The 18838-nt window shown below is 37.7% G+C and carries 35 protein-coding genes; 6 read left to right on the forward strand and 29 right to left on the reverse strand.

The window, feature by feature from the left end; translation table 11 throughout:
- Position 1 precedes the first annotated feature (1 nt).
- The gene (locus tag MHB65_RS22235; RefSeq protein WP_342441766.1) at positions 2–277 is read right to left on the reverse strand and encodes a hypothetical protein; all 276 of its coding nucleotides are present in this window, start codon (positions 275–277) and stop codon (positions 2–4) included.
- Positions 278–390: 113 nt separating this feature from the next.
- Between MHB65_RS22235 and MHB65_RS22240 the strand changes: the two genes are divergently transcribed.
- The gene (locus tag MHB65_RS22240) at positions 391–618 is read left to right on the forward strand and encodes a hypothetical protein (RefSeq protein WP_342441767.1); all 228 of its coding nucleotides are present in this window, start codon (positions 391–393) and stop codon (positions 616–618) included.
- Positions 619–645: 27 nt separating this feature from the next.
- Here MHB65_RS22240 and MHB65_RS22245 read toward each other — a convergent pair whose 3' ends face one another.
- From MHB65_RS22245 to MHB65_RS22365, 25 genes are all read right to left on the reverse strand, one after another.
- Positions 646–858: a hypothetical protein gene (locus MHB65_RS22245; protein ID WP_342441768.1), complete on the reverse strand. Its 213-nt coding sequence runs from the start codon at positions 856–858 to the stop codon at positions 646–648.
- Between the two features lie 32 nt (positions 859–890).
- The gene (locus MHB65_RS22250) at positions 891–1145 is read right to left on the reverse strand and encodes a hypothetical protein (RefSeq protein ID WP_342441769.1); all 255 of its coding nucleotides are present in this window, start codon (positions 1143–1145) and stop codon (positions 891–893) included.
- Complete coding sequence (locus tag MHB65_RS22255; RefSeq protein WP_342441770.1) at positions 1130–1555, reverse strand: RusA family crossover junction endodeoxyribonuclease; 426 nt, start codon at positions 1553–1555, stop codon at positions 1130–1132. The genes MHB65_RS22250 and MHB65_RS22255 overlap by 16 nt, the downstream gene beginning before the upstream one ends.
- A 10-nt stretch (positions 1556–1565) precedes the next feature.
- A complete protein-coding gene (locus tag MHB65_RS22260; RefSeq protein ID WP_342441771.1) occupies positions 1566–2381 on the reverse strand; it encodes a DNA adenine methylase in 816 nt (271 codons plus the stop codon).
- Positions 2382–2460: 79 nt separating this feature from the next.
- A complete protein-coding gene (locus tag MHB65_RS22265; protein ID WP_342441772.1) occupies positions 2461–2625 on the reverse strand; it encodes a DUF6011 domain-containing protein in 165 nt (54 codons plus the stop codon).
- A 25-nt stretch (positions 2626–2650) separates the two neighbouring features.
- Complete coding sequence (ssb, locus tag MHB65_RS22270; protein ID WP_342441773.1) at positions 2651–3160, reverse strand: single-stranded DNA-binding protein; 510 nt, start codon at positions 3158–3160, stop codon at positions 2651–2653.
- Positions 3157–3318 carry a hypothetical protein gene (locus MHB65_RS22275; protein WP_342441774.1) on the reverse strand — a complete coding sequence of 54 codons (162 nt, stop codon included), beginning with the start codon at positions 3316–3318 and terminating at the stop codon, positions 3157–3159. The genes ssb and MHB65_RS22275 overlap by 4 nt, the downstream gene beginning before the upstream one ends.
- A complete protein-coding gene (locus tag MHB65_RS22280; protein ID WP_342441775.1) occupies positions 3315–3554 on the reverse strand; it encodes a hypothetical protein in 240 nt (79 codons plus the stop codon). The genes MHB65_RS22275 and MHB65_RS22280 overlap by 4 nt, the downstream gene beginning before the upstream one ends.
- Positions 3551–3739: a hypothetical protein gene (locus tag MHB65_RS22285; protein ID WP_342441776.1), complete on the reverse strand. Its 189-nt coding sequence runs from the start codon at positions 3737–3739 to the stop codon at positions 3551–3553. The genes MHB65_RS22280 and MHB65_RS22285 overlap by 4 nt, the downstream gene beginning before the upstream one ends.
- Positions 3740–3870: 131 nt before the next feature.
- The gene (locus MHB65_RS22290; protein WP_342441777.1) at positions 3871–4275 is read right to left on the reverse strand and encodes a hypothetical protein; all 405 of its coding nucleotides are present in this window, start codon (positions 4273–4275) and stop codon (positions 3871–3873) included.
- A gap of 3 nt (positions 4276–4278) precedes the next feature.
- Positions 4279–4455, reverse strand: coding sequence for a hypothetical protein (locus tag MHB65_RS22295; RefSeq protein ID WP_342441778.1), 177 nt, complete (start codon positions 4453–4455; stop codon positions 4279–4281).
- A 32-nt stretch (positions 4456–4487) separates the two neighbouring features.
- Entirely contained in the window at positions 4488–5357 is an 870-nt protein-coding gene (locus tag MHB65_RS22300) for a DnaA/Hda family protein (protein WP_342441779.1), read from the reverse strand.
- A complete protein-coding gene (locus MHB65_RS22305; RefSeq protein WP_342441780.1) occupies positions 5272–6063 on the reverse strand; it encodes a DnaD domain protein in 792 nt (263 codons plus the stop codon). Before MHB65_RS22305 ends, MHB65_RS22300 begins: the two co-directional genes overlap by 86 nt.
- Positions 6064–6078: 15 nt before the next feature.
- The gene (locus MHB65_RS22310; protein ID WP_342441274.1) at positions 6079–6306 is read right to left on the reverse strand and encodes a hypothetical protein; all 228 of its coding nucleotides are present in this window, start codon (positions 6304–6306) and stop codon (positions 6079–6081) included.
- 72 nt (positions 6307–6378) lie between these two features.
- Entirely contained in the window at positions 6379–6828 is a 450-nt protein-coding gene (locus tag MHB65_RS22315) for a hypothetical protein (RefSeq protein ID WP_342441275.1), read from the reverse strand.
- Between the two features lie 25 nt (positions 6829–6853).
- Positions 6854–7057 (reverse strand): helix-turn-helix transcriptional regulator, encoded by a 204-nt coding sequence (locus MHB65_RS22320; RefSeq protein ID WP_342441276.1) that lies wholly within the window; start codon positions 7055–7057, stop codon positions 6854–6856.
- Between the two features lie 175 nt (positions 7058–7232).
- Positions 7233–8036, reverse strand: a complete 804-nt coding sequence (gene recT / locus MHB65_RS22325; protein ID WP_342441277.1) for a recombination protein RecT — start codon at positions 8034–8036, stop codon at positions 7233–7235.
- The gene (locus MHB65_RS22330; protein WP_342441278.1) at positions 8037–8627 is read right to left on the reverse strand and encodes a hypothetical protein; all 591 of its coding nucleotides are present in this window, start codon (positions 8625–8627) and stop codon (positions 8037–8039) included.
- A gap of 1 nt (position 8628) precedes the next feature.
- Positions 8629–9558: a lambda-exonuclease family protein gene (locus MHB65_RS22335; protein WP_342441279.1), complete on the reverse strand. Its 930-nt coding sequence runs from the start codon at positions 9556–9558 to the stop codon at positions 8629–8631.
- Positions 9559–9622: 64 nt separating this feature from the next.
- Positions 9623–9907 (reverse strand): hypothetical protein, encoded by a 285-nt coding sequence (locus MHB65_RS22340; protein ID WP_342441781.1) that lies wholly within the window; start codon positions 9905–9907, stop codon positions 9623–9625.
- Positions 9904–10188, reverse strand: coding sequence for a hypothetical protein (locus tag MHB65_RS22345; protein WP_342441782.1), 285 nt, complete (start codon positions 10186–10188; stop codon positions 9904–9906). The genes MHB65_RS22340 and MHB65_RS22345 overlap by 4 nt, the downstream gene beginning before the upstream one ends.
- 563 nt (positions 10189–10751) lie before the next feature.
- Positions 10752–11006: a hypothetical protein gene (locus tag MHB65_RS22350; protein ID WP_342441783.1), complete on the reverse strand. Its 255-nt coding sequence runs from the start codon at positions 11004–11006 to the stop codon at positions 10752–10754.
- A complete protein-coding gene (locus MHB65_RS22355; protein WP_342441784.1) occupies positions 10994–11287 on the reverse strand; it encodes a helix-turn-helix transcriptional regulator in 294 nt (97 codons plus the stop codon). Before MHB65_RS22355 ends, MHB65_RS22350 begins: the two co-directional genes overlap by 13 nt.
- 175 nt (positions 11288–11462) lie before the next feature.
- Entirely contained in the window at positions 11463–11804 is a 342-nt protein-coding gene (locus tag MHB65_RS22360; RefSeq protein WP_342441785.1) for a DNA-binding protein, read from the reverse strand.
- A complete protein-coding gene (locus tag MHB65_RS22365; protein ID WP_342441786.1) occupies positions 11804–12568 on the reverse strand; it encodes a Rha family transcriptional regulator in 765 nt (254 codons plus the stop codon). The genes MHB65_RS22360 and MHB65_RS22365 overlap by 1 nt, the downstream gene beginning before the upstream one ends.
- A 67-nt stretch (positions 12569–12635) precedes the next feature.
- Here MHB65_RS22365 and MHB65_RS22370 point away from each other — a divergent pair, with 67 nt between their 5' ends.
- Positions 12636–13034: a hypothetical protein gene (locus MHB65_RS22370; protein ID WP_342441787.1), complete on the forward strand. Its 399-nt coding sequence runs from the start codon at positions 12636–12638 to the stop codon at positions 13032–13034.
- Positions 13035–13205: 171 nt separating this feature from the next.
- Here MHB65_RS22370 and MHB65_RS22375 read toward each other — a convergent pair whose 3' ends face one another.
- A complete protein-coding gene (locus MHB65_RS22375; protein ID WP_342441788.1) occupies positions 13206–13448 on the reverse strand; it encodes a helix-turn-helix transcriptional regulator in 243 nt (80 codons plus the stop codon).
- A 166-nt stretch (positions 13449–13614) separates the two neighbouring features.
- Between MHB65_RS22375 and MHB65_RS22380 the strand changes: the two genes are divergently transcribed.
- The 3 genes from MHB65_RS22380 (at position 13615) to MHB65_RS22390 (ending at position 15760) form a co-directional block, all read left to right on the forward strand.
- Positions 13615–13950 carry a helix-turn-helix transcriptional regulator gene (locus MHB65_RS22380; protein ID WP_342441789.1) on the forward strand — a complete coding sequence of 112 codons (336 nt, stop codon included), beginning with the start codon at positions 13615–13617 and terminating at the stop codon, positions 13948–13950.
- A gap of 15 nt (positions 13951–13965) precedes the next feature.
- The gene (locus tag MHB65_RS22385; protein ID WP_342441790.1) at positions 13966–14439 is read left to right on the forward strand and encodes an ImmA/IrrE family metallo-endopeptidase; all 474 of its coding nucleotides are present in this window, start codon (positions 13966–13968) and stop codon (positions 14437–14439) included.
- A gap of 106 nt (positions 14440–14545) precedes the next feature.
- Positions 14546–15760, forward strand: coding sequence for a tyrosine-type recombinase/integrase (locus MHB65_RS22390; RefSeq protein ID WP_342441791.1), 1215 nt, complete (start codon positions 14546–14548; stop codon positions 15758–15760).
- Between the two features lie 90 nt (positions 15761–15850).
- Here MHB65_RS22390 and groL read toward each other — a convergent pair whose 3' ends face one another.
- Positions 15851–17482 (reverse strand): chaperonin GroEL, encoded by a 1632-nt coding sequence (gene groL / locus MHB65_RS22395; protein WP_205445851.1) that lies wholly within the window; start codon positions 17480–17482, stop codon positions 15851–15853.
- Positions 17483–17611: 129 nt separating this feature from the next.
- A complete protein-coding gene (groES, locus tag MHB65_RS22400; protein ID WP_004224358.1) occupies positions 17612–17896 on the reverse strand; it encodes a co-chaperone GroES in 285 nt (94 codons plus the stop codon).
- A gap of 171 nt (positions 17897–18067) precedes the next feature.
- Between groES and MHB65_RS22405 the strand changes: the two genes are divergently transcribed.
- Positions 18068–18832: a type II CAAX endopeptidase family protein gene (locus MHB65_RS22405; protein WP_205445853.1), complete on the forward strand. Its 765-nt coding sequence runs from the start codon at positions 18068–18070 to the stop codon at positions 18830–18832.
- Positions 18833–18838 lie beyond the last annotated feature (6 nt).

The raw sequence follows: 18838 nt of genomic DNA on the forward strand, positions 1-18838 counted from the left end.
TTCATATTGTGCAGTTTCTTTGATTACTATATTGGAACATCGGACGAAACCATGCTTCGGGCGCATTGACTGACAGCCATTCTGCAACATATTCTTTCACACCCATCCATAGAATCATCACTAACGTATGTGGATATGCGCTTATTCTATCGTGCCATCTATGAGTCATTTCTGGATTTTTATTTTCCTTGATATAGTTATTTATTACAGTCACAGCTTGTGATTCAAACATTCCTCTAGTCGTCATTTCTTTTATCATTGCTTCTTTGAATGTCATTTAAAATACTCCCTTTCGTTATTGAACAATATCTTTCTAGTAATTATTTTTATTTTTGAAATATGTTACAATTTTAAAAAAGCAATTTCATATTAGATAGTGAGGAATAACCAATGAATCAAAGCAAGAGTTTTATCATATATCCACGAACTAAAATTGATACAGAAGATCCAAGACTTCAAGTAATAGACGCACCAATTAAAGTTAAACTTAAAGCTTTTATATCAGCCTACTTGCAAGATTATAGTGAAATGCCAACAACGCAATATATTCAATCGATTTTTGGTATCTCAGAATTAGATGCAGAAATGGCAATTCACCTTTATGGCAACTCTGATTGAGTTGTCTTTTTATCCTCATATTGTTCATCAGCAAATCCAAATAACAATTACTTCCTCTTCAAAGTCGCTAATATTCACATTTGACACTTCTGCATTCAATGCAAAGCAAGTTAATTTATCTAAAGCCAAATGTTTTAGCAATACTTCATTACTAAGTTGTAGTTGATTAGCACTATTAGAAGAATGAACTCTAAAAAGTTGATTAGAGCCCATAACATTAATTAAATCTACCAAACGCATTTAATAACCCCCTTCCAACTGAACAATATCTTTCAACTAACCACTTTCATCTTCCCTAACAACCCACCAGCCCTTGGCCCAATTCGTCCTGCCATTTCAAGATCCATAGCAATCAAAGCCACACTCACCTTACTTGCATTAAGCTTTTGAGCTATTTCGTTAATTGGATATCCTTGATTCCACATAGTAATGAAGGTTCCGATCTGTTGTATGGTGAAATCAAACTTAACCGATTCATGAACCTCACCAGTGAACAAGATGTATCGATTCTCTACTTTTGGTGCCATTCAATCGTCACCTCTGCCCTCGGCTGCTCTGAATAAAACTTCCGTACATTCATCTCAACAATCTGAGAATCATCATGCCAAATAACTTTGTTACACCCATCCTTTATGCCCTTAATCAGGTTATCAAGATCAGGCTTTGTTGTAGGTAGTAAATCACCACTCGCTATAAGCTTTCTCTTTGGCCCTGTGCGATATTTTTGTGGTGGCATGAGATAAATATCAGCTTGTAGTTTAATTGGCTCTGTAATCAATTCAGACGGCTTATTTTGCCATGCTACGAGCTTTACAAAGTCTTTGAAATTCTTGCTTTTAGGTGCATCATGTGTGATTACTTTCTTGCCATGTCTACTAAAGCGAGGTCGCTCTTGTGGTTGAATGACCCCTGGTATTTCAAATGTGAGTACGTTCATGTTTGCCCTCCTAAACAATTTCAAAAAGTGAGCCTTGTATATATCCCATCTCAATAATTTGCGGGTTCAACCAAAGGCTTTCGCATTTTTCCTGTGCAGCCTCGGTAGTGGCCATCTTTGAAATCCTTGTCCAACCTTGCAATATGTCGTTATACATATCGTTGTTATAACCACTAATCATTGCATAGCCTTGGTGGCTCAGCAGTGCTTCTAATAAAATTTCGTGCTGTCCATCTGTCATTTCATGAGCATAATGTCGTTTTGTACGAGTGCTTAATAGATAAGGGGGATCACTATAAATCAAACAGTCTTCTTTGTTGTAACGCCCTATCAATGTTGAAGCATCTTGATTTTCGATTTGAACATTCTGCAATCGCTCAGTAGCTTCTAAAACGACAGCTGGTAGCTTACGCCAATCAGGTAAAGCGCTGAACGTTGTTGAATCTACGTTATGTCTCCATCCTGTACGGTCACTTGTCTTACCTCCACGTGCCATCCAGCAGCGAACAAGGAATACTCTAGCTCTCTCTAAATCACTTAATTGGCCTTGTAATGTCTCGAATGACTCGTTGTATTCTTGTCGTGAATATGGAGTAAGTTGAATGTGTTCGGCCAGCTGCTCAGGCTTTTCCCTAATAACTTTGAACAGATTTACGATGTTGCCATCAATATCATTCACTGTTTCGATTTTGGAAGGTTGTTTGTTGAATAGCACTGCACCACTGCCAAAATGTGTTTCGAGATAAACATTGTGCTCTGGCATTTGACTAACTATCCAGTCGGCTAAGTTCCACTTACTTCCTACGTAATTTAAAATCCTTTTCATTCCTTCACATCCTTTTACTAGCACTCTTAGAAGTCTGCTGATAAAACAACCTAATGCCGTTCTACCAGCAGCGTGTATATTAAGCTGTTTTACTTTCCATCACTTCATCGATAGTAATTTGGTTTTTATTGAACTCGACCTCTGCTAGATCAGCATCATGCTTTTTCTTACATGTTGGACCCATACCTACATCAATTGATTTTCGAGACTTTAGCTTGCGGTTACAGCGTTCACATAAATGCATTTCCCTTCACATCCTTCCTGTTCTATTAATCAAAAGGGAGATCATCTTCTGAAACTTCAATTGGTCCCTTACTATTAGCAAACGGATCTTCATCTGCTCTTGTATAACTTGGTTGGTTGTTATTACCGCCATATTGCCCCTGTGAACTGCCTTGGTGCTGCCCACCTGTATTTGTACTAGATTGATAGTCTGGTGCTCCCTGTGAGCCTGCTGTGCTGTTTCTTGGCTCTAAGAATTGGATACTGTCTGCTACTACGTTCGTAAAATAGATTCTTTGCCCGTCTCTCTCATACGAACCTGTTTGTATTTTTCCATCAATCCCAACCAGTGACCCTTTCTTTAGATAGTTGGCTGCATTCTCCGCCTGTTTCCTCCAAGCTTGTACCTGGATGAAATCTGCTTCTCTTTCACCACTTTGGTTAGCAAACGATCTGTTAACTGCCAATGTAAATTGAGCCTTCGCAACGCCTTGTGGTGTATACGAAAGGTCAACGTCTTTTGTTAGCCGACCAGTTAAAACGACTCGGTTAATCATGGCTTACTCTCCCATCGATCAATAACTTTTCCTAAACTTTTATGTGCATTGCTGTAAGATTCATCGTTTAATTCTTCAATCTTGACTCCAACACTAGAGGCAAGTCGTTCAATTACCTTTTGTGCTTCTTTCAGTGTGATTAAATCCTCAAAAGTCATGCTGAAACCTCCCTCTTATCCCACTTCTCAGTGATTCTGTAGCCAGCCTTTTTCAGCTCTTTGAAATCTGGATGCGCCAAAGGAACAATAGTCCAAACCTTTTGTCCATCCTCAAACTTGAACATAGTCACATACACGTTGTACTGGTTATACTCAGATGGCTTTTGCACCTTAACTTTTGGTACTGACTTACGAGCACTAGGAATATCGATTGGAATGCCGTTACGTCGTCTCATGCAGCCATAGCCCCTTCCAATTTCATAATGAGATAATCCGTAGCCTCGTCAGCATCTTTCAGGCCTACCATGACTCTCAATTGCTCCAAACGGTTATAAGCCATGGTTTCGTTTTGTTTGCCTCCAAAGCGCTGATGTTGCCCTAGGTACAAAATGATTTGATCGATTAGAAATTGTTCATTCAAGAAAAATCCTCCTCTCCAACTCGCTATTTTGAAATCGTTCAAATTTCGCAACAATATGGTGCCATTGCTGTATTTCAGTAGCATTCAAGATACGTGTTAGCTCACCATCCCGAATCATGACTTTGCTATTACTACGTGTGAGGATTTTGTTTCCGTTTGCCATCTGAATCACCATCCAATGCTTGACGTGCTACTTTATAAGCAGGCGTTTCCCAACCTTCCATGATAGGTGCTTCAACTTCCATGACTTTTTCTAGTGCATTTTTAAAAACACTCATTTTATCAGTTGCTTTAAATGCGGCTTTTTTAATGATTTCATAGCATTTTTCGGTCTTTTTTAATTCTGTTTGTAACCTCTCGACCTCGGCAACAAGAGCTGGCACATCTTTATGAGTCTGAGCTATAAATTCTGCATCTTCACAAGTCCATGGTATCTGTACTTGTCCGTTGTATATGCGACCAGCAATTGCATACCATGGTCCTTCAGTAGTTTCTTCAAATCGTTCTTTAATGGCATCCAACTGTTTTTCATCCATCCCTCATTCACTCCCCACTAATTTGTTAAAAGCCTCACGGTTCCTAGTTTCTAAAGCAACATCAATCGCAGCGCCTTTGTAATTTTGTTTATTGAAATCTTCAAGTTCTGATATGAGATGATTTATTTCTACCTCTCGATAAGCTTCGTACATCTCACTAAGTTGATGACGACAATTCATCCCTTCACCCTCCATCAAGGGGCTGTTGCCCCTCACTTATTTTCAAATACCTTCCGTAATCGGTAATTCACTTTCATGTCCTTTGGAATCGTAACTGTGAAGTCCTGAGCCATTTCAAACAGCCTGCTTGTTAACGCCTCGTCGATGTAAAGCATGTCATCAAGTGATAACTCACTGGATACAAGTAACGGTTTGTTATTTAGGTAGCGATAATTGACCACTTCAAAGATGGATTCAGCCTGCCATGGTTTAACGTCAACCTTTCCACCAATCGGTTTGAATAGATCATCGATAAACAAGACATCAATTTCCTTCATGCGGTCCATGATTTCGTTCTTACGTTCAAAGTTGTTAGCAGCCAGATTGTTCATTCCGTCCTTGTAAGGGAAGTAGAGAACCGGCACTTGCCTTGTATGAATTAGATAATTAGAGATGGCCGTTAACAAATGCGTTTTGCCGCAACCAGGTTGTCCAATTAACATGATGCTGTTTTGTCTATAGCCTTTAATCTGGTCAAATGCTGCATAGTATTGATTGGCCTTACTTTTCATTTCAGTGACTTTCGGATGCACACCGTCGGTTGAGAAGTTTTTAAAACTCATTTTCTGAAATTCTTCTGTAATGGCACTAGATTTGATTAAGCGATTGAGTTGACGAATTTTAGCGCACTCACATTGCTGCCATTCGTCCGAATCAAACTTCAAGATTCTTTCTACCAACTGATCATTATCACGCACTAGCGTCGTTTCTCCAGCTTTCTTACGAACCATATAACCGCCTTCATCCTTACACTTGTGACAGTTATAATCGGGTTCCTCAACTACTGTAGTCTCCGAATACAATTGGCTTCGTGCTCTTAGCTCCTCCATTACTGCTGCCATTCGGTCGCCCATTCTTTCCATCAATCTTCACCTGCCAATCTGCGTATGAGTTAACTCCTTTTTCTAAGGACCAGTTACGTAATATCCCTTCGATGTATTCGACACTTGATTTACCTAAATCAGCAGTTAGTTTAATAGCCTCGATAATAAGTAAGTGGTCAGGGTACAATTCGAGAACCTTGTCCATCTTTCGATGATCCGTAAAGTTACTGACTCTGATTGTTGAATCAAAACTATTTAAAATCTCCAAGAACGGATTGACCGACTGACGCTCTTCTCTCTCTGTCAGTACTTGGTTATTATCAGTATTTGGTTTATTCAATACTTGGTTATTATCAGTACTTAGTAGTGTTCGATTTTCTACTTCTTGAAAACCTACTTCTTGCTTTTCTACTTCTTGCTTTTCTACTTCTTGAAAATCGGTAAGTAGAGAATTTATAGGTACTTCATGAACGACCGTTTCCCATTCTTTAATTCTTTGCCCTTCACGAATAGGTTTTCGCTCGATGTAGCCGCATTGTTTTAACTCATTGAAACCAGCTCTGAACGATGCCTTGCCATCTGTTGAGTGAGTCATTAGCTCGTCCATATAAAACACCCAATCATCTGGCATTGAAAGCATGTATGCCATTATGCCTTTAGCTTTCCAAGATAGCCGATTATCGTTCAATGCCGTTCGATTCATCACTACATAGTTGCTATTCTTAGCTACTCGGATGATGCCCATTTGCCCTCACCTCTCCTAAAATGGCAGTGGTGTGCCATCGATAAATAAATCACTAACCTTTTTATTGTGAATTACTGATTCTACTGCTAGAGTTTGAAGCTCTTTATAAGTCGCATTATTGATTTCTTGAATAAATTTAAAAGTTGTATTTGTATCTAATTGTTGATTAGTTCTTCGAGCAATGATTTCGTTCATTATTACTTTCCGAATTTGTTCAAGCTTTAATTTAGAAGCTTTGTTCATGTTCGCCCTCCATATTTTCAATATTCAAATTTTTAATCACAGACTTATTCACAAAATCCACAATTCTTGTGATTAAACAACGGTTTCAAAGGACTTCTCTATAGTTTCAATGTTTTCGATTGAATAAAACGTAGGGTGATATTGATGCTTTTCAATCCACTCAGCTAATGCAGAATTGAGTTTTTTCTCTAATTCTTCTTGAGCTTCTTTTGGAACATGGTGTAAATAATCATCAGCATAGTCACCGCCCACCCAAGATGCGTTTTCAGCTATGTCATCTAGTACACTATCGACATTTACTGACGGTACAAATCCTTGCATTCGCCCTACATAAATAGTTACACCAGTTTGTTCAGGATCTGGTTCATCTCCAGTTTCATCTAACCAAATATCAAATAATTGAATTGCCCCAGTTTCATCGATGAAGGCAACTGCTTCCTCTTTCGAATCAAACTCACCAAAATTGTTAGCATCCCATTTTTCTTCATCAAACGTAATAATCCATTTTCCATCTAGTTTCATCTTCATTCCTCCCAAGGTATAAAAATCATCTTGCCTGGTAATCTAAAATATCTCCCACACAACAATTCAGCACCTTACAAATTGCCTCTAAATCTTTTATTTTCACACTGTTTGAACGCCCATAATACAGGTTTCTTAGTGTTGCCATCGGAATGCCTGTCCTACTATGAATGTCTCGTATTTTTAAGCCGCGTTCAGCCAATAAAACAGCCAGTCTAATTTTAATCATTGCTACCTCCTATAACAGCCCGTCACGTCTCTCACAGATTGCTAAACTACCACTAACCTTGAGCACCCTATAGTTTGGATAGCGTTTCATATATTCAAGCACCAAGCGTCTGATTTCATCGTTATCCTTTGCCTGTTGGAATATCCAAGCAGGCAGAAGGACTTTGTGTGGTACGTTATTCATTCACTACTTCCACTTCAATTTCAGGTGCATCAACGAAAAATTCTGTTTCAGGTGTGATGTCTTTCATTTCACGTTTTGGCGCTGTACCTTCGTCATAAGCTACTTGCTGTTGCATCTCCACACTAATCGGCAAGTACTTCCACATGTGCCGTACAACGGTCTTTTTCGCCATTTCCTCGTAGTCTGTAGCCCACGGTGAATACGATGAATTAGCAGCCTTCGAACGACCTTTGCGCTTCTCAATTTCGGCTTTTGACATGAACTCAAATTGATAACCCCCATCCTTAAAATGAGCGACCGCATAGGCACCTACAAAATTGCCCTTATCTACGTCCATACAAGGCTTGTGCTTTAACTTAGGGTCTAACCCTAGCTCATACTCAAACTCGTCCTTTTCGTACACGGCATGAGCGTAAATCGATTGGATATGACCACTTCGTCTAGCGAGATCAATCATCCCTTTGTAGCCAATGATGAATTGAACCTCTGTAATGCCTTTATTTTTGTTTTTGAAAGGTAGTAAGTAGCAGTGGCCCATTAAACCTGGCTCTAATCCTAGTTGAGCAGCTTGCATTACAGCACCTAGTAAACTAGAAACATCTGCATCTTTAAGTGCTGGAGTTGTACGAATTGTAGTCATTGCTAGTCGCATTAAACGGTCTACGTCCATGTGTTTTGGTAAAGCTTGGGCCATTGCTGGAGCCATTTGTTTTAGGTAATCATCAATTGTTTTAGGTTTTGCTTGAGTAGATGGTGTTTGTTGCATTTGAGCTTTTAAGTCAGTTGTAGTTGCCATTTATTCAACCTCGCAATCAATTGTATTTTGAAGATTTTGTAGTAACTGTGGAATATTTAAACGTTTCACCATATCTGCATGTAATTGTTGCTGTAAATTTTCCTCTAAATTTTTGATTAATGATTGTTCAGCTTTTTCTTTAGCATCACGAATCATATCGCTAACTTTTGAATTAAGTTCCTTGGCGATGTAACCTTTTGTTAAATACTCGACAATGGAATATTTTTTATCATCACGGTATTCTGCTTTGCCACCACGTTCATTTAGTGTCTTTTCTGTCATAGCATTTTCGAATTGTTTACCAACAAATTCGGAAAGAGGTAAATAATTAACTTCCGAACCCCAAGAACTTGTTTTAATTGGCATCTGGATATTTGCGATGTTGTCCGTCATTATTTTTGCGATAAATTCATCAGCAATCGACTCAGCTTTTTCTGTGATAATAGAAGAAATCTTCTGTTCAAATTTTTGTTCTAAGTTTGCAACTAAGCGATTTTGTAAACCTGAAATAACTTGTTTTTGAATTTCTTCATCTAAACCCATTTCTTCATTTAACCAATCTAATTCAACTTCGATATTAAACTTTGCCATATTAATTAGCCTCCTTAATTGTTAAGCGTCTTGATGGTGATTCTTTGCAATACTTTTTGTATAAGTCTGGATTCTCATCTTTCAACCTTTTACTATCAAATCGATTGGAAAAGATGGTTTTATATGAAACTTTAAAACGATTAGAGTGCCCTTCGACTGCCTCACCAAGCGTCATTTTGAGTTGGTTCTCATACTCTTTACGCTGTAGTTCGAGTTGCTTTTCTTCGGCTTTTAAAGATTCAATAGCTTCGATCAATGTGTTTGATTGCTCGTCCAACATAATGGCTGAACCATCATCTTGAGGGTACATCTTCATTAAGAACTCACTAGCTGACGAACTGCCGTCAATCGCCGGTGGTACATTAGTAAGAATGTGATTCTCCCAAAATTCTTTTTCACGTTGGATCATGAGCTCAATAAATTCATCATCACGAGCAACTTCTTTCCACACATAACGATTCCCACCAATCAAAACAGCTATATATGCCTTCTCATAACCAGTCACCGCCATATAGTGTTGTAACTGGCAAATATACGCAGCAGGAATATTTTCCCCCTCCCACGCACGTTCGTTGTAGGCAGACGTTGTTTTACATTCTAGAATTGCTTTTTCGCCAACTACTACTCGATCGAGGTTAGCAGTCATAAATGGATAATCAGGGTGGCGTAACATACGGTTCAAACGCCTAACCTTTTTGCCAGTACGAACTGTAAATTCCTCTGCGACCGTATTTTCGTGTTTATTCCCCCAATAAACGAACTCGTTATCGATTTCCTCAACGAAATCAGAAGTCTTTTCGATGTATAGTTGGAACGCTGACTTATAACTGTTGAAACCTAAGATTGCTGACGCATCAGAACCGCCAATACCACTCTTGCGGAGTTGTAGCCATTCAATGCGATCCATTTCTAAAGTAGAAACTGCTTCCATTCCCTTGCCCTCCTATGCTAAAATCTGATTAATAAATGTTTTTTAAGCCACTCTGCCAAGTGGTTTATTTTTTTGTATGAGCAAAACCATAATGCTCCTCCACATAAGCAATAACCTCCGAATCACTCATGTTGTAAGTTGAATCATCCCGATATCCAGCAGCTAAATAATCACTGATATTGTCGATGTGAATGAACGCGTCGCCTATCTCGAAATACACATCACCACAAGCTATGAAACTACCAAAGTCATCGTGCATTTCAAAGGTTACAACAGGCTCATAAGGTGGCGATGGATACTCAATACGACCAAGTACCATTGGATTTTCCACTTCTAATAAAGCACTCATGCTATCGCCTCACCTTGACGCTCCCAACAAACAAATGAAATACCATCTTTAACAATTCTGAATTGTGTCCAGCGAGTATCATCATGGCCAATCGTACTTTCGTTATCACAGACACCTAGTTTTTGAATGGTTTCCTTGTCATGTAATAGAACTTGAACGTTGATATGCTCCATAACATTAGCGTTGTACTCAACATTAAGAACATTTTCTAGCTCTATACCATGTCGTTCTAAAATCCGTGGCAATTCAGCAATCTTAGATATTGCATTAACTAATTTCATATAGATCAATCCTTTCAATTTTTTTGATGGTTAACCACCAATCTACTTACAAAACTGTCATCGCAACTGGAGCCGTTGGCTGTCGCTCGCAAATGGTCATGGCGTACTGTGCTAGGTTTTATAAATAGATTGCTAGTCCCATCGAGTTGTTAGCCCGATGGATAGCTATTACAGGGATAATTGAGATAGTTCACGCTCAATTAACCACTCTTGGAAACTAAACATTTCCACCTCAACCGCACCTGTTTCTTGCATGTAAAGTTCGAATAATTCCATTGTTAAACCCTCCTTTGTTATGTATGGGTTCGTTTCCCATCAAGCAACTCACAGTGGCAAAGCATAACCGTAGGGAGACGGTGCTGTAAGCTGCTTGACGGAAGCGAGATAACACTCGCAAACGTCTGATAGTGTGATATAATAGATTTGTATAAGTTGTCGCTGCTTAATCCCTCGCAAATGGTTAAGCAGCTTTTTTGTATCCATTTAGCCTCACTAACACCCTCTTGTTGCAAAAGAAATGTACATAAATTAACCTCTGTTTTAACGTCATATGTCGCCACGCTCTAGGCTTGATGCGCAATTTCATCCACCGCCTTTTGTAATTTCCCATCACTGTTCAAAGTTTCTACAGCAGACCATAACCCTTTTTGTCTATGGAGTATCTCTAGTTGATTCAATGAATTATGTAGGTGCTGTTTTCGTAGATGTGCTATGTCTGTTTCGCTTTTTTTTGCTAGCATTACGATTTCGATTGCCAAATCTTCGATAAGTGCTACTTCTCTATTAATCTGATGATTTAGTTTTTTTAATGCATCCAACTTATAAACCCTCCTACTATCGTTGGAACCGTTTGTGATATATGTGTAAGAGCGTTTGCTATTTCCATTCCGAACATCATTGCTGTTCCAGCAAACTCTGATTCAGTAATTTTTAACCATTTAGCAAAAGTGAAAATATCTATTGTCTTTCTACCACTTTCTAATTTGCTGACAGCTGATTGTGTACTATTTAATTGATCCGCCATTTCTTCCTGAGTAATGTTTGCGTCAATGCGGAATTTCTTTAACATCTTTCCGACTTTCGCGAAATCTGCAACCATATTCATTTGCCCCTTTATTCCAATTTAGAATATATTCCATTGTGGAATACTAATTTCTTCCAAGTTAACTTAATATAGTGAATAGTGATAAGAGGTTGTTTGCCCCAACCTCTTATGATTTCTACTAGATTGGTAGTTTGATTTATCTTGAGGCCATTTGCCCTGGCCTCTCCTATTAAATTGCTTTAATCAGTTGCATTGCCTTGGGTGCATTTGCCCGCACCCAATCGGTATTTGCATGTATCCATTCAAATAATAAATCTCTAGGGACTCTTGGGTGACCGAATTCTCTGGTAACCGGGAAATCTCTACGATTGAATAATTCAGCACATTTTGTTTCACCGATATCTACTAATTCCATGAACTCTTTTCTTGTTAATAGAGGCTTTATTGCGAATTTTGTTTGTCCATCAGCTACTCCGCGCAAATATGCTTTTTCAATAACAAGTGATAATTTTTGTTCAAATAAATCAAACTCAGCAGATTCTATATTTTGAACTCGCTCTTTAATAGTCATTAAGCACCCAACCCTTCTACTTTGATTTGATGCTTAATAGCCATCTCTTTTACTATTGCTAAGTAAATTTCAGTTAACCTTGCATCATCAGCAATCACATCAAGTTTTGAAATTTTATCGATTTTCGCTTTAGTTGCTCCATTAAGTGCCATTTCTTTCTTACGATTAGTTAAACGAATATCCAATTTGCATCGTGCTCGTTCATCTAAAACTTGGTAGCTTTCATTTCGAACTTTTCTATATTCTTCAAAACCACCACGAGCGAGAGCGATTTTATTGAGGATCGTTGTTGTTTTCTTTCTCCATTCAGTTGGATTAAGAGCTACAATTTCAGCAATGTTATCTTGTTTATTTTCTAATTGCAGTTGTTTTTCTTCCACTGCATTCAAACGACGTTCTTGTTCAACACCCTGTTGTGCCATCATGGCGATTAATTCGGCAGTTGTGGGTTGCGTTAATTGACGTTCCATTTCATTGAATGCTTGGATGTATTTCAATTTGAAGTCTAGCGCTTTGCTTCCTGTGAAGCCCATTGCTAATAAAGTAAAACCATCTCGATTCATATAAAACATACGGTATTGCTGTTTATTTTGCGGATGTTGATAAGCAGATTCGTAAAACATTGGGGCTTCCCCAGAATTGGGGAAACCCCCTAAAATCGTTTCAATATCACGTAATACATGATCGTGACGCTTTTCGAATGATTCAGCAACCTGTAAAGATGTAGTTACTGCTTGTCTATTTTGAATGATTACTAGATTCATATTAGAACCTCCTGTGTTTTTAAATTTTCCAATCTGTTAAACTATTGGTAGATTGGAGGTGAATATTATGACTATTGATTTTTTAAAAAAGAATGATTTCAAAGCCTTAACAACGCTCCCTATTTATTCATTGGCAAAAAGCATCAATGAAAAAGGAGAAGGAGACAATAAAATTATCTTCGTTACTTCGTTCGGCTTTGTTATTGCACGTTCCGTAATTGGAACTAAAAATATTGAAGAACCAACTAATGAAGAAGATAATATGAGATTCCTTTTCCAATCAGCTCTAAAAACAAGAGACGAATTTATGAAAGAAAACGATAACCTTAACCTTCTAAAAGAAAATACAAGTTTCATTTTAGAAGATGTTCAAATCAGGAATTACGAAGGTACTATTACAAACCTTCCGACAATGATTCTGTTTTCTGACGCAATTCAAGGACTAACGATTGGCGACATTTCATAGCCCAATCTTTTAAACCATGTATCACAACATTATTTCCAGAAACCTCTGCCACCGGTTCCAACTGTTGGCGAGGTATCTCTTTATTTGATGGTTGTTGAATTGATTTATGTTCCACTTCTCCACTTCCTTTCATCTTATATACAGTTTTGTTGGTGATGCGGGGACAAATATCTAAGCAATTTTATTAGAATCGCGATTTGCGATTTTGTTATCAAAAAAAATTTCATCTAACGTCACACCGAAAAGCTCTTTTATTTTTGGGAGATATTTAGTTGGCAAAACACGACGTCCGTTTTCGATTTGACAATAATAGTTTGCTGAAATACCGATAGATTCTGCTACAAATTTTTGTTGGATACCTCTTGTTTTACGCAACTGTTTAAGATTATTTTGCACAATCAGTTTTTCCTTCATGATTAGCACCACCTTTCTTTTCGCGAATTGCGATTCGATTAATTACACTTTAACATCGCAAAACGAGATTGTCAAACTTTTTTATCACATTTTGCGAATATTTATATATATAATCGAGAATTGCGATATTATTTAAAAAAAGATTACTATAGAAAGGTTGTTTTTCATGGGTGAAGATATTTTAGCTAGGCGCTTAAGATCACTAAGAGAAGAGCGTGGTTATCTCCAGAAATTTGTTGCTGATAAATTAGGTATTAAAAGTAATACTTTGTCAGGATATGAAAATGGAACAAGGTCACCTGATCCATCAATGTTGTCTAACTTAGCAGATTTGTATAACGTCTCGATAGATTACTTATTAGGAAGAACAAATATTAGAAACCAAGGAGAGCTGGCAGCACATAGGTCTGACGATTTTTTAGAAGATCTACCAGAAGAAGCTGTCAAAGAGCTTGAAACTTTTAAAGAATTCATAAGATCTAAATATGGAAACAAAGAGTAAAGTGGGGAATGTTTAATGCCAATTGTTGATACATATAAATTATGTGATATTGCTTTAGGTGAGGGTATAGTAATTGAGCATTGGGATTTCCCCAAACCATTGGATGCTGTTTATTTCTTTGAACCAGGTCTACCCCCCATTATTGGAATTGCAAATAGAATCAGATATGATTCTCCTTTATTTAGATGTATTTTAGCAGAAGAACTAGGTCATCATTTTACAACTGTAGGAAATAATATTGCTAATTCCCGAATGAATTATCATGAACGACTTAGCGTTGGTAAAGTGGAATACAAAGCCATGAAGTGGGCGACTGAAACTCTCATTCCTATAGAGTACTTACGAATAGCTATTTTACAAGAAAAACACTGGACCAATTGGGTCCTTGCAGAATATTTTGATGTTACGATTGAAATGATTGATTTCAGATTACAATTGCCTGATGCGGAAGAGTTGGTTATCTACACAAAATATAGAAGATACGGTTAATAACAATTCAATACTTATTACCTGACCACTTTTTAATGAGGTTTTTTTTATAACTTAAAATAGAACATATATTCTTATTGCGATACTGAATATGGGAGGAATGAAAATGTTTTGCGAGGAAATAAAATTAAAATCTGGTCAAAAACGTTGGGTCTGTGTTGCTGACGGTCCAACTGACCCAGCAACTGGTAAGCGAAATCAAATATCACGTAGAGGCAAATCAAAAAAAGAGGCAATGAATCGAGTTAACGATGCTATCTACTCATTGAAAAAAGATGGTATAGATCAACGTGTTGGTCAAAATATGACTTTTGATAAACTCGCATCAGAATGGATTGAAACTTACGCATTAACTGGCGTAAAACGCGCCACTGTTAGAATAAGAGAAAAAGAGATAAAAATATTAAACACACATATAGCTAAAATGCCGATTTCAGACCTTTCTCACTCTAAATATCAGAAGATATTAAATAAAATATCCCAAGAATATGCACGTAACACAGTTTCGGGTGTGCATGTCTGTGCCAGCATGATTTTTAAGTACGCAGTCAAAGATAGATTGATTAAAGATAACCCAGCTACTGGTGCCGTTGTGCCGAAAAAACGCCGGACAGTTGAAGAAATTGAGACAACAACAATTGAAGAAGGTTATTTAACAAGTGAGGAAGTAGAATCTTTTTTGAATGAAGTAACAACTCGTGGATTGGACCTTGATATTGAACGTTTTTATTTATTAGCATTTACTGGCATGAGATCTGGTGAATTATGTGCTTTGAAATGGTCTGATATTGATTTTCGAAATAATACAATTCGAATTACAAAAACTCTATATAACGAAGATAACAATATGAGGAAATATGAGTTGACTCCACCAAAAACGGATGGATCAATCCGAACTATTGAAGTAGAAAAAAACATAATGGATTTATTGAAATCACACCGTAAACGGCAAATGAAAGTGACTTCTAGGTATCGTCAGGAAGAATTGAATGAGTACCATGACGGAAATTTTGTATTTTGTCGTGTAAACGGATATCCATATATCCAAAAAACGATTATTAATCGAATGGCTAGATTATTAGAACATACAAACATTAAAAAAGATGCCACTCCACATATTTTCCGCCACACTCATATTAGTATGCTTACTGAGGCTGGAGTAGATTTGAATACAATCATGGAGCGAGTGGGACACGATGACATGCAGACAACATTAAGAATTTATACACATGTTACTAACAAAATGAAAAAGGATGCCTCCGAGAAAATGACAAGCACTTTCGGAAACATCCTCCATAACATCAATTCTAATCTTTTTTAGAAAAAATGTTTGTTTTTTGTTAGTTTTTCACTACCAAACGTAATTTCATACCTTCAAACCCTTGATAAATCAATGTTTTGGAGATATTAATTACATCATTCCTGGCATACCGCCCATGCCACCCATATCTGGCATAGCTGGTGCTGCTTCAGGGATATCTGCTACAACCGCTTCTGTTGTTAAGAATAGCGCTGCAACTGATGCTGCGTTTTGTAGAGCTGAGCGAGTTACTTTTGCTGGGTCTACTACGCCTGCTTCCATCATGTTTACCCATTCGCCAGTTGCCGCATTGAAACCAATGCCAATTTCTTCACGTTTTAGGCGATCTACGATAATTGAGCCTTCAAGACCAGCGTTATTAGCAATTTGACGAACTGGTTCTTCTAAAGCACGTAGAACAATTTTCACACCTGTAGCTACGTCGCCTTCTACTGAATCAGCTGCTTTCTCCACTGCTGCATAGACGTTTAGAAGAGCCGTACCACCACCTGATACAATACCTTCTTCAACAGCCGCACGAGTTGAGTTTAAAGCATCCTCAATACGAAGTTTACGCTCTTTAAGCTCTGTTTCTGTTGCAGCACCAACTTTGATAACTGCTACACCACCTGCTAATTTTGCAAGGCGTTCTTGTAATTTTTCTTTATCGAATTCTGAAGTAGTTTCAGCAAGTTGTGCACGGATTTGACCAATGCGTGATTCGATTGCGTCTGCTCCGCCTACACCTTCAACGATTGTTGTGTTGTCTTTTGTTACAACAACTTTTGCGGCACGACCAAGTGCAGAAATATCAGCTGATTTTAGGTCTAAGCCTAATTCTTCTGTAATCACTTGTCCACCTGTCAGGATAGCAATATCTTCAAGCATTGCTTTACGACGATCACCGAAGCCTGGTGCTTTTACAGCTACAGCATTGAAAGTACCACGAAGCTTGTTCACAACAAGTGTTGCAAGTGCTTCACCTTCTACATCTTCAGCAATCATTAGAAGTGGACGACCTTGTTGTACCACTTGTTCTAATAATGGTAATACTTCTTGAATGTTTGTAATTTTTTTATCAGTAATTAAAATGTATGGGTTATCAAGAACCGCTTCCATTTTATCTGTGTCAGTTACCATGTAATGAGAAGCATAGCCACGATCAAACTGCATACCTTCTACCACATCTAGCTCTGTTGTGAAGCCTTTTGATTCTTCGATTGTAATAACACCATCGTTACCAACACGTTCCATTGCTTCAGCGATCAGTTGTCCAACTTCATCATCAGCAGCAGAAATAGCAGCAACTTGTGCAATTTCTTCTTTATTGCTTACTGGGCGAGAAATAGCGTGTAATTCCGTAAGTGCTGCAGCAACTGCTTTATCAATACCTTTGCGGATACCTACAGGATTTGCGCCAGCTGTAACGTTTTTCAAGCCTTCACGAATAATTGCTTGTGCTAAAACTGTTGCTGTAGTTGTACCGTCACCAGCGATTTCGTTTGTCTTAGAAGCAACTTCCGCTACTAATTTTGCTCCCATGTTTTCGTATGGGTTTTCTAGTTCGATTTCTTTTGCAATTGTCACACCATCATTTGTAATAAGTGGTGAACCGAATTTTTTTTCTAAAACAACATTACGTCCTTTTGGTCCTAATGTTACTTTTACTGTATTTGCTAATTTATCTACACCTTGTAACATTAATGAACGAGCGTCTTCTGAGAATTTAATATCTTTTGCCATGAGAATTTACCCTCCTGAAATGGAATATTCGTTAAGCTTCTTCAATATATTTATATCAATTTCATCTTATTGTCACATTTGTTAAGCAAACAATAAGCATCCACCTTACATAAGGTGCGTTTAATGTTCTTATTCAATAATTGCAAGAATATCGCTTTCGCGTAAAATTAGGTATTCATTACCTTCAAATTTAACTTCTGTGCCAGCGTATTTAGAGAAAATAATGCGGTCGTCAACTTTAACGTCAAGCTCTACACGTTGCCCGTTCTCTAATACACGACCTGTCCCAACTGCTACTACTTTACCTTCTTGTGGTTTTTCTTTTGCAGAGTCAGGTAGTACAATACCGAATGCAGATTTTTCTTCTACCTCGATTAGTTCAATTACAATACGATCTCCTAGTGGTCTTAACAAGTGAAACAACCTCCTAATAATTAAATAATTGTTGATATTTATTAGCACTCTATATCAATGAGTGCTAACACAATTATTATGATAATCAATCACTCTTTTTTTTGCAAGTCAGAACTTCGAAAAATTTTGTTTTCTTTCCATATTCCTCTACAATAGAAAGGAAGCATATGAATGGAAAGGATTTTGACTGTGACTAATTCTCAAAAAGTAACGAAACATAAAAAAACAGCCCTGTATGTTTTGCTGATCTATATCTTGATGCAAATCTCGAGCAGATGGTTGCTCTTACCGTTCCATAAGCTCATGATGAAGATAACTGGTTTAGCTTCTGAACAAGCGGCTCCCATTACTCAAGGTTGGTATATTGCCTTAAGTTTTGCTATAGCGCTCATTTTAAGCCTAATCCTCACATCTCGAGATAAAGCCTTTTGGAACATTTATCAAGGAAAAAAAGAAACAATCCCTCTTACAATTGTGTGGGGAATCATCGGCTTCTTCCTAGTGTTCTTTGGACAAATGATTGGTGCGGCTATTGAGATGGCTGTTTTCGGTATTGAAGGAGGCTCACAAAATACTGCTGATATAGTCGCGATAGCTAAAGGCGCTCCCATTGCCATATTAGCAATTGTTGTATTCGGGCCAATTTTAGAAGAATTCGTCTTCCGCAGAGTGATATTTGGCTCGCTTGTCCAAACAACAAATTTCTGGGTGGCAGCTATTGTTAGCGCCATATTCTTTGCGATTATCCACTTCGACTTCTCACATATCTTGCTTTATACCATTTGTGGTTTAATTTTCGCCTTTTTATATCACAAAACAAAGCGCATTTGGACGTCTATTATTGCACACGTCATGCTTAATGGTTTTGTGACACTTGTACAATTCTATGCGGAACCATTGCAAAAGTTTCTTCAAGAACTAGAAAAAATGCAATAAATTTTT

The organism is Lysinibacillus sp. FSL K6-0075, from assembly GCF_038592945.1.
Lineage (GTDB): Bacteria > Bacillota > Bacilli > Bacillales_A > Planococcaceae > Lysinibacillus > Lysinibacillus fusiformis_F.